Source organism: Cytophaga hutchinsonii ATCC 33406 (assembly GCF_000014145.1).
Lineage (GTDB): Bacteria > Bacteroidota > Bacteroidia > Cytophagales > Cytophagaceae > Cytophaga > Cytophaga hutchinsonii.
Map to the genome: position 1 here is coordinate 3,933,738 of NC_008255.1, position 15,974 is coordinate 3,949,711.

The window sequence follows — 15,974 nt, forward strand, 5'->3', positions numbered from 1 at the left end:
ATCCACATAGGGATACAAATTTACCATTTGTACAGTTTTTATACTAGTTTTTATAGAAAAGTAACTATTTATAAAAAAAGAGTCATTTATTTCTTTATAATAAGAAATAAATGACTCTTTTTGAGATACTTATGAAATACGCCTATAAGAGTGAATTTTTATTTCACAACCTGTATATACCCGGTGTACGCTTCTGTATAGATGGTGCTGTGCAGGTCGATGATGTAGAAGTAGGTACCGTCAGGCAATACTTCCCCGTTGCGGAAGTTGGTCGCATCCCACTCCTTGGGATACCCTGTGCTCTTCCACACCAGGTTCCCCCAGCGGTTGTAGATCAGGAACTCGGCATTGGGGAAGCTCTCGATGTTCTCAATCTCCCAGGTATCGTTCACTCCATCCCCGTTTACTGTTATTACATTGGGTACCTTGATCGGACGCTCCACAAACACCATTACTTCATCATCATCATGGCACTGGCCTGTGGCATCACGAACCGTTAAGATATACATGATTGTCTTATCAGCTGTTAACTTCGGAGTGGCTGAACTGGCATCATCAAGACCCGTATCCGGGCTCCAGCTGTAGATTACTCCCCCGCTGCCGTTCAGCGTTACCTGCTCTCCTTCTTTTACCGTGATATCTGAACCCGCATTGGCTACCGGCGTCTGGATTACGGTAAGCGGTACTTCCGTGGAGATCGTGCCGCACGCTGCATTGCTTTCCTCTATCGAATAAAGTCCGCTTTCAAAGGCTTTATAGATGCTTGTGGTTGCTCCGCTTATCGCTACGCCATCCTTATACCACTGCAGCGTATTTGGAGGCGTTGCACTTCCTACTACAGCGGTGAACTCAAACCCTTCCGGGCTGCAGATCGGAAGCGGTGTCTCATTGATCACCGGAGCCGGTGTAGCAAGGATCGCTGGTGCGATCTTATTGGAAGCGTGCGGGTTGGTACCCAGTGCGCAGCCAAGATTGGAAGTAAGTTCCACATACACCTTATCCCCGGCAGTTAAGCCTGTGCTGGTAAAGCTTGTATTGGTTGCCCCGCTTACTGCGGTGGCTACACCTGCCTGTGATTCGATGAACCACTGGTAGGTCGGATTGTTGCCACCGGCTGTGGTATTGCTTACCGTAAAGCGGACCGGTAAACCGGAACACTGTACCGCAGGCGCTCCCGTGATGCTTACCGAAGGCATGCTTGATACAACAATATTCAGGGCTACTTCATTGGAGATACCAGGACCGGCATTACAGCCGATTGAGGTCGTTACAACTACTTTTACTTTTTTGCCTGCATCGGATGCTGTGGTTGGGTTATAGCTGTATGTACTGCTGTTGGTGCCTACCGGTGCTCCGTCAAGTGTCCAGGCATACGTTAAGGTACCGGATCCCGTTGTGGTGGCCGTAAACACCATCGGCACTGAACCCTCGCATACCTGACCCGGATCGTTGATCTGGGCTGTTACTACTTCGGGGGTCGATACGGTGATGGTTACCATATTGCCGGTGACACTCCCGCATGTGCCGGACGTTTCCACGCGCTGGTAGTAGGTGGTTGCCGTTAATGCGCCCGGTGCATAGCCAGATGTGGTGGCTCCGCCAATATTGCTGAACGAACCGGCTGTGCCTGTGGTGCTGCTCTGCCACTGGTAGGTATAGCTGCCTGTACCGCCTGTTGGCGCGCTTACCTGGGTAAGCGCTGCCGGAACCAATCCTGAACAGATTATCTGATCATCCTGGATAACGCCGGCCACTAAAGCAGGGTTAACCGTGATGTCGATAATGTTGCTCATGGCTGTGTTGCATGGAGCCGGGATGCTTGTATAGGTTACAATTCTTCTGTAGGATACTTTGGTGCCTGTTTTGGCGCCGCTCGGTGTAAAGCCCGTACCGCTTACAGTGCCTGTGGCAGGGCCCCAGGCCCCGTTGTCAATGGATTCTTCCCACGTATAGGTCGGGGAAGTGCCTCCGCTGGCAGCGCTTGCTTCAGTAATCGCACCGGGAACGGTGTTGTTGCAGATCGTTAATAACGTTGTTGTGATTGTTCCCGCGCCAACTCCGGCATTTACCGTAACAGTGACCGCTGCGGACTGTGCCGGAGTGGTGCTCGCGCAGGTTGCATTGCTGGTCGCTCTTACATAAATGCTGTAGGTCTGAGGGCTTAACGCTGCTGTGGTCGTTAACGATGTTGTGCTGTACGGGTTCGCCGTGGTGGAACCTGCTCCCTGGCTGGTTTCTGAACCTGCCGCTCCGATGAACCACTCATACGTTGGCGCAGGTGTGGAGCCTGAACCCGTTGCGGTAGCGGTAAACTGAACCGCATTACCTGAACAGATCGTGGCCTTATCAGCTGCAATGCTTACCGATAAGGTCGGTACAGGGGTAACCGTAACGGCTACCGGTGTGGAGACGGCGGTAGCTGACGTTACACACGTTAAGCCTGTTGTCATTACTACACGGAACGATTCCCCATTGGTAACCGAAGAGGCTATATATGTGCTGTTTGTCGCTCCTGAAATATTCTGGTAAGTACCGCTCTTATTGGTCTGCCACTGGTACGTTGGGCCGGCAGGAGCTGTACCCTGATTGGTCTGGGCTGTGATGCTGAAGGTTACACTCTCACTCGGACAGATCGTTGTCTTGTCTGCTGTGATCGATATCGTTGGCGTTACTTTTGTATTCACAACCATCGTAGAACTCGCTGTCGCTGTTTTCGGGTTCGCACAGCTTAAGCTGCTGGTAATATCAACGGTGATAACTTCTCCGTCTACAAGCGTTGTGCTTGAATACGTATCTGTGGTTGAAGCCAACGCACCCGTTACAGAGGATGTCCATACATAAGCAGGTGTGCCGCCGTTGCCAACGCTGGCCGTAAAGGTAACATTGGTACCTTCGCAGATCGGGCCAGATGGTAACCGGGATAACGATACGGTAGCTGGTGCTACTGCTACAATAGAAATCTTAACCGCATTCGAAGCTACTCCCGCGCATGTACCCTTCTTATCAACTCTTCTGTACCAGGTATCAACTGTTAAGGTACCCGGTGTATAGTCTTTTAATGTAGCCCCTGAAATTGCGCTGAAGTCCGCGCTCCCTGAGGTTGTTGATACTTCCCATACATAACCTGCCGTGGCAGTAGTTGAACCCCCTGCTGCTGCCGCGCCGCCGATCTGAGAGGGTGCTGCGCCTGAACAGATTGACTGGTCGGATGAAATAACAGCTGCTGTTACTAAAGGATCAACCGTGATTTTTATGCTTGCTGTATATAATGTTCCGCAGCCGCCAGCTGAAATATCTGACCTTCTGTAGTACATATCTGTACTTAACGTGCCAGGAGTGTAATCTACACTTGTAGCTGAACCGATATTAGACCAAGGAGTTGTTCCGTTATCCGGACTGGATTGCCATTGGTATGTATAGGGTGTTTTACCTCCGGTTGGAAGGCTTATGCTTGTTAGAGTTGCAGGAGCTGTACCTGTACAGATGGTCTGTGCGGTGCCAATACTCCCAACAACAAGATCGGGAGAAACGGTTATATGGATCGCTGCGGTATAGGCTATATTACAGGTAGCAACGGTACCGGAAGTAACCTTTCTTCTGTAATATTTATCTGCTGTAAGCAGGGTCGCGTCTGTAAATGCTGCATTGGTTGCTCCGGCAATATCTGTATAGACGCCTGCAGCTGTTGTGCTGGTCTGCCACTGATACGCATAGCTAGTACCGTTGCCGCCGCTGGCAGCTGCTGTGCTTGTGAATGCTGCCGGTGCTGTATTGTAACAGATGGTCTGATCGGCTGTTACAGTACCCGGAACTAAAGCCGGCTGAACCGTGACAGTGATAACATTGGTGTTGACTGTTGTACAGGTGCCTGAGGCATCTACTCTTCTGTAATACGTGGTTGCTGTTAAGCCCGATGGAACATCGTAGGTGGCTCCTGTTGCTGAGGCTATATTGGTATATGTACCTGCAAGGGCTGAAGCGCTCTGCCACTGGTAAGTATACGTGCCTGTGCCTCCTGTCGGGGTCGCCGTTACCGTAAAGGCTGCCGGATCCCCGCCTGAACAGATCGTCTGGTCGGCCGCAACTATGCCCGCAACAATGGCTGGGTTAACCGTGATACGGACAGCGGCTGTGGTGACCTGCGGACAGGCCCCGGAAGTAACTTTACGGCGGTAGTCAACCGTCATGGCTGTTGTCCCTGCATTGGTTAATACGCCTTCATCAAAAGTAGCTGTAGTAACTGCAGGTGTAATATCGGCATACGCTGCTCCGTTGATCGATTTTTCCCATACATACGAATATGTTGTCCCGTTGCCGCCGGTAGCTGCTACGCTGGTAAAGGCTACCGGGTCGCCGCCCGTACAGATCGTCTGCGCTGCGGCTATGGAACCCGCAACTGTTGTCGGGTTTATAACAAGGGTTAGCGTATCGTCTCTGAAACATGTTGGATTTCCTGCTGTGCCGTCTTCAACACGCAAAATATATTTACCTGCATCCGTCAACGCACCGGTTATACCTGTATAATCAGGTACTGCTGTTGCTGTATTGATTGCTGGCGTTATTGCGCCGGATGTCAGCACCGTATTGGCTGCAGGAGTAGCACCCATTTTGATCCATAGATATCTGTATCCGCCGGTTGCCGATGATGCAGCCGGTACGGTAACCGTTCCGGATAATGTTTGTGCGGTACCCTGGCAGATGGTTACCGTAGCTGCCGCCGGCGTTGTAATGGTAACACTTGTTGGCTGTGTACAGGTAACGCAGGGTGTAACAACAATTGTTTTGGAATATACTTTACTGGTTGGCTCTGCCAGGATGATGTCATCAATAACAAAATCATTTCCGCCGGAATTGCCCGGTTGCAATGCCTGCAACGTTGCATCCCCTTTCGCACGGATGGTTAATGTATATGCCCCATTGGATGGCGGTGTCCAGACAGTACTCAACTGGTTCCAGACATTGTCTTTTGTTGTATTGATACTTGCAATTGTCTGGTTGGTAACACCCGGACCATTTACTATGAAACTTACGCTGGAAAGAAGTGGATTTGCATTGCTGGCAAAATTAACGGCATTCGCCACCCATAACGAAAACAGATAACTCTGTCCGCCAATGGCATTGAAATCATAGGCAATCACATTTCCATCTGCCGTTTGCGGATCCACAAATAACATATTTCCGGTACCGGTTGTATGGTCGCCCAAATTCACACAATATCCACCGCATCCGGTAGTAGTAGGATTTTTCAGTACCTGAAAATTTCCCTGGGAATTTCCCTGGTTATACAATCCATTGGCCGTACCATATTTAAACCCATTGGCACCCAGTTCAAAATCACTGTTCTGTATTAAATTTGATGCAGGAAAACGTGCATACACGGTATACGTTGTTGTAACGGCAGGCGATACCGTAATTGTTTTACCGGTACCTACTACCGTACCTACCGGTGCTTCCCAGCGGTCAATTACCCCTACTTCTTCTCCTGTAACGGTATTGATTGCTTTTGCCGTTAGTGTTTTATTCGCTCCTACGCAGGCGCTCTGGCTTGGAATAACGTCGAAACAATCAGCGATCGGACCAACACTTACCGTTGCTGTTTGCAGTACAGGCCCGCCAAATAAAATATTGTCAATGGCAAAGTCATATCCGGTACCACCTTTCACCTGCTGTCTGATTTCGATAACTGCCTGTGTTGCCGTACCTGAATTCCAAACCACCTGATCGGTTTTCCAGCGGCCCACACCTGCATACTGGCCTTGACCATCTGTTGTAAACGTTGTAATTTTAACGTTGTTGATATAGATATCAAATTTTGTATCAATATCTGCTACGCGGGCTGTATTGGAAGGATCTGAATTCCAGGAAATGTTTGCATGATCCATGGAAAACGTATAATTCTGATTCTGGCTTAGTCCCGGAACTGTTTGTTTCCAGATGATACTTCCCGGCTGGTACGTCTGGAAACCATCTGAGTATAAAAATCTTCCGGAACCTTTCATTTGTGCGGCAGGCGAGGGTGTTGCAGAAGCACTCCAGTAAGACTGCTGTTCTGTTACGTAGGTATCAATGCGGTACTGCCCGCTGGAAGGCGTTCCGGTAGTATTTGTCATGTCACTCGTAAAACCGGTATTGCCGGCTTCAAAGTCACCGTTGATGATAGACGGACCGGTGAACACCTGAGCTGTAGCTGTAAAATTTAATGTTCCGGTAGCGTTTAATGTTACTTCCGTGATTTTTGAATTGGGAGACGTTGCCAGTGATGCCGGAGTCCAGGCTACAGAACCGATGTTTGATCCATACGCTTCAACCGTAACCTTGTCTCCGACACAATAACTCGCTTTCGGATTATTTACCCGTGCAAATAAGGAACGTTCAGAAACCGTTACCGTTGCTTCCTGGTAACAGCTGACTTTGTTGAGATCTGCGGCAACTTTAACTTCACGGACTGAATAAACACCCGCCTGATTCACATTGATATGTATTAAGCCTGCTCCGCCTGTAGTAGCCACACCATCTTTATACCATTGAAAATAGTTTGACGTGCTTTCATATACGGTAACATCCAGATCGGTATTGTCTGTGCCGCTCACAATGATCGGATTTGATGCTACCACAACACCGGTTACAAGAACGGGTACGCAACAGCCTGTTGTCGTTTTTTTAGCTGCAGGTGTAAATCTATATGGGCAATAAGTATCTGTTTCCCATTTATAGATCATTGATCTTCCTGCATTCGATGATCCGGTAATATTAATACCTGCAGTATTGTTAATTGGAAATGTAGTAGCTGTGTTCAGCATGGCAAGATCCAGCTGATTTGTTCCGATTGCAACTGTTCCTGGCGTTGGCGATGCCGGGTTTGTAACAACACTCATTGTATAGGAACCAGCCGGAGTATCAATAAATACCGGTACACGCAATAAGTATACATTTGTTGTTACTCTTGTAAGGTTTGTTGAATTGAAATAATAAATTGCCGAATACTTTGTACCTATCTGTACCTGAACATACCATGTTCTACCCGGATCTACATAATAGGAGAAAAATGGAATCGTAACATAATTTATACGTGTCTCAAGCGTAGATGTAAAATTCATACTATAGCCGGTTGCCGGTGCTACTGCATGGTTTTCAGCTGTTGGATTATTTAAGCTGAATGTTGCAGGCTTTTCCTTTACATACCAGAAGGTACGGTTGTCCCAGCCTGGCGTTACTGGTGTAGGTGAAGGGGTTGTATATCTGTATGGGGAAACAAAATACGTACCCGCAGTATTTTCTCCGTAATTTCTATCCAGTGTATCAACAATAACTGTTCCGGCAGCATTGTATACAGGTTCATACCAGTGGTATTTGGCAGTAGGATCGGGGTTGGTTATTGTCCATTCCGCATAGGAATTCTCACACCAGTCTTTTACCGTAAACGTTTCTGTACCGCACTGCGCAAAACTATAGAATGATAACAGTATAAAAACAATACCAAGTAAGTATCTACTAATCCCGCCTCTATGCTTCTTCATTTTCATATGTATATAATTCTGTAATTATTTTTTTGGATTTATCCATTAGTTCCCCAACTTGTGGGGTAGCTTCTATACTTAATACATTTTTTTATGTAAAAGTAACTTTTGGCATTTCACGTTACCAATCTTCCTTCGATTAATCCTATGTGTATTGCAACAACTTATTTTACAACCTGAATATACCCTGAAAAAGTTTCTTTTACTCTTTCCGTATGCAGGTCTATGATGTAAAAATACGTTCCATCGGGCAATACTTCTCCGTTTCTGTAATTTGTTGCATCCCATTGTTTTGGATATCCGGCACTTTTCCAGACCAGATTCCCCCAACGGTTGTAAATCAGAATCTCTGCATCGGGGAAATTCTGTATGTTTTCAATATCCCAGGTATCATTTACACCATCCCCATTTACGGTTATAACATTCGGAATTTTTATTTTCTTCTCTACAATAACGGTTACTGCATCTGAACCGGAGCAAACGTTTCCATTATTATATGCCACTAGGGTATATACGGTAGTAAGCGCCGGTACTGTAAGGGATGGCTGTAACACATACGCATCACTTAAAGATGCTGCCGGAATCCATACATAGTTGGTTGCATTGCTGCTTACAGATCCGTTCAATGAAATGGTTTCCCCTTCAACTGCATATATGTCTGTGCCTGCATTTGCCGTAGGGCTTTCCCACATAATTACTTCAACCGTATCCGAACTGCTGCATGCTCCGTTATCCTCAACAAGTACATATTCCGCGCCCGGGAAATCACTTACAGGAACAATGTACTGGGTCGTAGTTGCACCCGGAATAACAGCACCGTCTTTATACCATTGCAATGTTCCGCCTGTATTCCCTTTGATTTTTAAACGTACTTCATAGGGTGTACAAATGGTGGTATCATTATTTATGATGTCCGGACGTGGTTTTGGAATTATATCCAGCTGCAGTGTTTCCGACCTTGCCGTTGAAGGACTTGCACAAACAAGATCTGTGGTCATAACTACATATACCTGCTGACCTGCTGCTGGTGCCGCTGCTGGTGTATAGGTCTGATTTGTTTCAGATGGAACAGGCGTATTTGTTATTCCGTCGTACCATTGATAGGTTGTTACCGCACCTGCTCCCTGAACAGGTACGGCCGTATATGTAACGCTTGTAATTGTATCACATACGGTACCGGCAGGACTTGAGCTGATTGCTACCTTTGGTTCAATAACATCCTGAACAGTAAGCAGCACAATGCTTTCGGCTGTACCTGAATTACAAACAAATGATGAGCTAAGACGTACTTTGTAATACGTGCCATTATCTGTTACCTGCGGATTAACAACTGTGTAAGATGCTGCAGCAGCCCCTGTCACCGGCGACCATGGCCCGGCTGATGAAGCGGATGTAAACCATTCAAAAACCGGAGCGGTGCCTTCACCCTTGAATACAGGAGCAAAGGTAACATCTGAACCAATACAGGTTGATGCATCCATCATGGCGATATTTACTGTATTGATTGAATCAACATGCACATGTACTATGTTTGTTGTGTCAATGTTACAAACGGTTGTAACAATACGGGCATACCAGATAGAATCTGTTAATACAGGCGTTGTGTAAGATACCTGATTGTTTGTACCGGATGCTGCACTCCAATTCATGCCTTTATCCGTAGATTGAATCCATTCATACGTTAAGCTGTTTGGTTCACCGCCGCCAGACACTGGAGTAATTTCCAGAACAGCAATCGATTTCCCGCTGCAAATAGTTGTATCCCCTGAAAGCACACCTGGTGTGAGCGGATCATATACATTAACAGCAACCGTACTTGTATACGATGTATCACAGGTGCCAGGCCCCATGCCCACGCGCCTTCTGTAGTATGTTGTATCGGTAAGCAGATTGTTTTCGGTAAACGTTAATCCTGTCTCTCCACTTATATCTGTCCAGAATATATTGTCTGTAGATTTTTGCCATTGATACGATTCCGAGCCCGGGCCTCCGCTGCCATTGCTTGCTGCAGCCACATTACTAAAAACTGTCAACGGAGCCGTATTGTAACAGATTGTAGTTGTGGGCCCTGCTATCTGTCCCGGATCTACTCCGTTTACCACGTCTACGAATATTGAATTTGTTGGTGTTCCCGCGCATATACCTGAAGAATCTATCCGTCTGAAATAGGTTCTTGTAAATATGTCCGGTGATTGATACGTGCTGCCTGTTGCTCCGGCTATATCGGTGAAGGTTGTATTGTCCCCGGACTCCTGCCATTTATATGTATATATAGCTGTTCCTCCTGATGCCGGTGTACTTTCTCTAAATTCAGACACCGGGCTGCCTGCACATACAACGGTATCTCTTCCTACAGTTCCTGCAACGGTTGGTGCATCAACCTGAATGGTTATAATATTTGTCGATACTTTCGGACACACACCTGCTGAGTCAATACGTATGTAATAAGAAGTAGTTGTCAGTGCCGGCGCCTGATACGTTTTTAAATTTGATCCGATAAGTATGGATGTGCCCGCAACGGTTTTAAAACTATCGGTTGACACATACCACTGATGTCTGTATGGTGTTCCGCTTCCGCCTGTTGCCGCTGCTGTTTCTGTGAACACTGCTGGTACTGTTCCCGAACAGATTGTATCAGAAGCCGCAATAACAGCAGGTGTTATGATTGGGGTATGCACACCGATTGCTATACCTGCAGAAGTTGTTGTACAGGCAGCAGGAGCTGTTAAGCCATCCTGAACAATTAAATAATAGGTGCCGGAATCTGCAGGTGCTACTGCAGGTATTGTTAAATCGGCATAGGTTAAAGATGGTCCATACAGAACGCTACTGCCCTGGGAATTGATTCTTCTCCAGGAGAAATAATACCCATCCTGAGGAGCGGGCAAGGTGTCAATAATGTCTTTTGCCAGGTGCAGGGCATTACCTGTACATAAGGTATCATTTCCTCCCACGAGTTGTGCTGTAACTGAAACAGGTTTTTTGCACGCAGGCGGTATAACCACACAGTTTTTATAAACAACAACCTTCGTTTTCAATGTGTCCATACAAACCGTTGCTCCTGCACCATCCTGAATAATTAAATAATAGGTGCCGGAATCTGCTTCAACCGCAGCCCTTGCCGTTACAGGGAAGTCTTCATATTTCACCGGACCGCGTGTTTCCTGTAATAATCCATCCCGATAATGTTTCCAGGTAAAATAATAACCGCCATTTATCGAAGCCTTTCCGGTACTATCAACAATTCCTTTTAACTGAAACATACTTCCTATGGATTCGCATAAGGTATCGTTTTCGATCGGCATGATAGTGTCCGCTACAACCGAATTGTTCACGCGCACCTTTATGTAATTTGTTGCTACAGCCGGACAGAATTTAACTGAATCTTTACGCACATAATATTGTGTTACTGCCGGAGATGCCGGATTATAGGTAACACCCGTTGCTCCGCTGATTTTTGTTAACGCTGGTGTAGCTGTTGTATCGTTGGTTGTATACCATTGCTGTGCTATAATGGTACCGGCATAATTTGCAGCGGGTGCAACTTCTGTTAAAACAGCTGCCGCATCACCTTTACAGATTTCCTGATGCTTTTCAATGATTGCTTTTTTAGCAATGCCCTGATTGATTACAATGCGTACCGATATGGTATCCATGCATTTTTTTGCAAGCTTTCCATCCTGAACAATGAGGTAATACATACCAGAGTCGGTAAGTACTGCTGCCCTGGTTGCTGCCAGGAAATTTTTATAAGGCAACGGCCCGCTTGTTGTGATTAATGCACCGTCCCGGTAGTGCTGCCAGGTAAAATAATATCCGCCGTTTTTAGAAGCACGCGCTCCGGTGGAATCTGCCAGGTTAATGGCCGCAGACAGATTGAAATTCTCCCCAATACATAGTGTATCTCTGAGAATCGGCTGTATACTGGTTATGTTAGGAGTATTATTTACCCGGATGGTATCTACATTCGTTACGGCATTTGCACATACACCGGATGAATCTATTCTTCTGTAATACGTGGTTGCTGTAGGCGAGCCTATTGTTAGTCCGGTAGCCGTAATGCTGAACGGAGCAACGTCTGTCCACGGACCGGTTCCGGAAACGGCGGAGCGCTGCCATTTATAATTTTTAACAGCTATCGCTCCTGTACTTGCTGTACCGGTTAAGGCTGCTGCTGCTGTGCCCAGGCATATTTCCTGGCTTGCTGAAATTATACCTGCAACAGCTGCTGTATCAATGCGTACCCGAATGCTGTTTTCTTTGAAACACGTTGTTGTGCCGGTATTTCCATCTTCTACACGTAATGTATACGTTCCTGAATCAGCTGCAACAGTAACCGCTTTAACGTAATCCGCATATGTTTTACTTGCAGCAGTAACTGCGATTCCATTCCTGTACCAGGTATAAAAATAATTGGCGTTTGCCGGAGTTGCTGTTCCCTTTATAGTTAATGCACTGCCTCTGCATAAGGCAGGTGTTGTTGTAGAAACGGTAACTGTTGCTGGAGGTGTACAGGAAACACTTGTACCGCTGCAGGTAACGATTGACTGAGCTGCAATTGAATTCGTTGCCTGCCCAAGCATATTCGCATATGCATTATTAACAATCTTACCGGTTGCCGAACACGTGGCAACTGTTCCTGTCCATGTTCTTGTTATAACTGTACCATATAAAACAGGCCCTGCAATAACCGGCCAGCTGATTGTGCCGGCTGTATTAGTACCGCTGTTTGAAGATGTGCCATATGTTATCCCGGCTGGCACCGGATCGGAGATTATGATGTCATAGGCTGAATCCATTTCAGAATGCAGGGAAACAACGCTGTGGCTATTGTATGTTTCCTGGTTAGCAGGACTTCCGTTTAAAAAGCCTATATATCCTGCCTTCACCGTTATGCCGGTTACAGTAAGCAATGGCGCACCGGTTAAACTTCCCACCCATAAATTCAATTGATTGCCATTTAATACAATTTTAAAATTCTGTGGTGATCCGGGATATCCGAATTTTTGAGGTAATGTAAATAAGGCAGTAGTGCCGTTCCATACATTAATTTCCAGATCACCGGCTCCCGGATTTACTTTAAATGAAACGTAGGAACCACTGGCAATGGTGCTTCCGCTTTGCCGTAATGCAATGGAAAAAATTGAGAATGGTGCCAGTTCAAGTGTACCTGTAATGGTGCCGTTTGTTCCATGAGCCCTTTTATGAACCAGCATGGTTCCGGTACCATTGGTTGTCGTATTTGAAATTTTTGTTCCGAAACCCCAGGTTCCGCCGTATTGATCCCATTCGGCAGCATTACTCATGGAAGCATCAATGATTGCTCCATGTGTCTGCTCATATTCAATGCTATAATTGATCGGATCACCAACAACGTAGGCTGCCTTATCAGCAGTCTTAGTCATTGTTGTTGGTACGGGAGGTAATATCACATCATCGCATGTTACTGTTACCCGGGCAGTATCTCTTTTTTTAGATTCACCCAAACCCTCTATCCATGCCGGGTTGATATGTGTCTGATCGGCCTTCGGGCATACACCCGGAGTAGTAAATGCTGCGATCGCTTTATATTCCAGTGAGCCTTTTTGACCGACCTGTAATTTTGGAATTGTCCAGGTAATAACCCTGTTTGCAGGATTGTAGGTTGCTGTAACACCTAAGGTAGTTTGCTGAATCCAGCCATTCCAGGTAAGACCCAGGGGAAGTGTATCCCGGACAACAACATTTTCAACATCCCGGCCGGGAAGCGGTCCGTTACCATATATCCTTCTCCAGGTATATCCATCCCACTCTTCAATAAGAACATTGTCTACTGTTTTTGTAGCTACTTCGCAGGCATCTTTATGCCAGGATGTAACAGGAATATTTAAATTATGTGGATCTGTCCAATCGTTTGTAACAGGGAAATACTTATCTCCATCGGGCGCCTGTGCGGCTGCATCCCACGACCAGTCATCCGACCAATCTATGGAACCATAATTGGATGTATACAGATCCCACACGGCACGGAGTGGTTCCGTTCCCCCCTGGTGTATCCGAGCAGCCGTGCCATACATGGCAGAAAGCTGTGGGGTGGTGGTAGCAATCTGGTTTGCAAACTGAATAATCACACGCTGATTCCATTTTCCACGTGCATCCTGTCCGGGGGTAATCGACTCCTGCGTAAATGTTACGCCTGTGGCCGCACCACCTTCATAAATTGTATTCCGCAGCGCCCAGCCCGCTGTACATGGCCCAACACCACTCACACACGTATAGCTGTTGTCATTTAAAAATGCGGAGATCCGGTAATTCTTGTAATTGATATAAGGCTCCGCAGCACCATGGAACAAACGGATTTTTATGCCGCGTGTATCACCATTAGCACCATAGGTACCCTGTGCATACGAGAAAAAAACATTTGGACGGCCTCCGTTGATCCAGCCTGCTGTAGAAGAGTTTTCAAAATCAATTTTAAATTTTACTTCTGTATTATTCTGCACCTTGGAATAATTCACGGATTTATCAATCAGTAATGCACGCTTTACAATGTCAATACAGTTGCGTTCCATCACTTCGGTAACATTATTCGGATATTCATTTGTCGTCCAGCTTTTACTATTTGTAGCCGTGATCGTAGCCGTCGCACAATATCTGCCTTCTGCCTCTTCTTTTGCTTTTAGGCTGTAGGTTCTTATCCCTTGTGTAGGCGTGATTCCACCTGCAGTAGAGAAGCCAGATACCGAACCTACGTTCCAGGTTATGGAATGCGTACCGGCATTGTATGAACCGCCATTGGAAGCAGAACCAGGTACATAATCGAAATCATCCGGAAGTGTTTCAACGATTGTAACACCTGTAGCAGCTAACTTTCCATAGTTTCTATACGACAATGTAAATTGAAACTGGTCGCCTGTTGCCCCGTACGTCTTATCTACTGCACGGTAAATTTTTATATTTGCAATTGGCTTTACTACGAGTGGATCCTGAAAGTTTCCAGACAGGATCAACATACCCAGTAAACGAAAGAATCCATGGAAATAAACAGGCTTTGATGTTAAGTAGCGGTCACCGGCATCTGTGATATCCCATTCAATGGCACATTGCCGGAACATATCACCCATCACCTCATAATCCTGGGCAGCAATGGTTGATGGAGCCGATGTGGCCATGCCCCAGTTGATCGGTAATGGAAATAATTCATCTCCTGTATTCGGATCATACTGAACACTGGTTATGGGCGGTCCTGTATACGTCAGATCCGGGCCGCCGCCCAGGTCCTTACATGGATTACCCCAGGGTGCCTGGCGCTGATCTTTCACAAAACCGGAAAATCTTTTTCCGATCAGCTGTTCAAATGAATTCGGCACACCTGCCTGTACAGTATGTGTAACAGGGTCCCAGGTATAATCCGGATCTCCATGCCATACATAATTTAATATGGTTCTCCAGGCTGCCCGGAAATCTTCTCCTAGATTAAAACTTGAAAACGTAACATTGCTGCCATTTACAGCGGCCCATCCTGCATGCGGTACCCCTGCAGGATTGTCCAGCAGCTTACCCATGATCCAGTCGCTGGATGCCTCAGCACGATACATCTGGTTGATCTCCCAGGGATCTAACGCTTCAGCGCTCATTACATTTCTAAACGAATAAAAATATGCCGGTGCGGCGTAATCAATATGTAATTGCGTAGGTCCTGCAAACTCCGGACACCACAACGGATCTCCGCTGCCAAAATTTGTTGTCTCAAGCCAGGTATTTCCATTTTTTAAATATCCATCAAAACCTACGTTACCGGAAACACTTCTGCAATCCGCAACACTACCGGACATGAATCCTCTGTTCTCGCGTTCCACAAGACCTCTGATAACGCCAAGCGCTTCATCCTTATAGCTGATCGGTGTACCATTCGCAGCCGTATAACCGGAGTTGTCTCCCCATTGTTTCCAGGCCATTAACAGACCCAATGCAATATCTACATCACCATCCGTTGCCGCGTCACCGCCCGGCTCTGCAAGCGCATTTTTTCCATACTGATATCCTGCACGAATAATCGCTCCTGTTCTGTAATTAGGATGTAATACTCTTCGTATATCATGTTCACGCATCCAGATCCCGTCAAACGTGGTTTTATCACCCATATAGGCAGCCGCAATCATTGCATAACCGGCACCTTCTGAACAGTCATACGGACAACCGATGTTTGAAAGAATATAATTAACTCCCTGCCACGATTCGCCTGTATATTCATATCTGTTTGCTTCAATCTGCCAGGCTTCACGCATGATTTTTTCCATCTCCGCATGTACCACACCCGGAGCATTTGTTGTCGCTAAGTTTCCTAACGAGTGGCTGCCTTCAAAATCGTACGATAAAAACTGCGGAAATGGAAAATTCGGATTTCCGGAATTGATCTGTACCGTAACCTGTGCTTTTGAAAGCACTGTCACGAATACAAATATTATCAGATACAAA

Annotated in this window: 2 protein-coding genes; both read right to left on the reverse strand. The window is 46.4% G+C overall.

The annotated features are described in order from the left end of the window. Window positions 1–158: 158 nt before the first annotated feature. Window positions 159–7,517: a gliding motility-associated C-terminal domain-containing protein gene (locus CHU_RS16715; RefSeq protein ID WP_238379304.1), complete on the reverse strand. Its 7,359-nt coding sequence runs from the start codon at window positions 7,515–7,517 to the stop codon at window positions 159–161. Between the two features lie 164 nt (window positions 7,518–7,681). Beyond that, the gene (locus tag CHU_RS19035) at window positions 7,682–15,949 is read right to left on the reverse strand and encodes a glycosyl hydrolase family 8 (protein WP_177254190.1); all 8,268 of its coding nucleotides are present in this window, start codon (window positions 15,947–15,949) and stop codon (window positions 7,682–7,684) included. Between the last annotated feature and the right edge of the window lie 25 nt (window positions 15,950–15,974).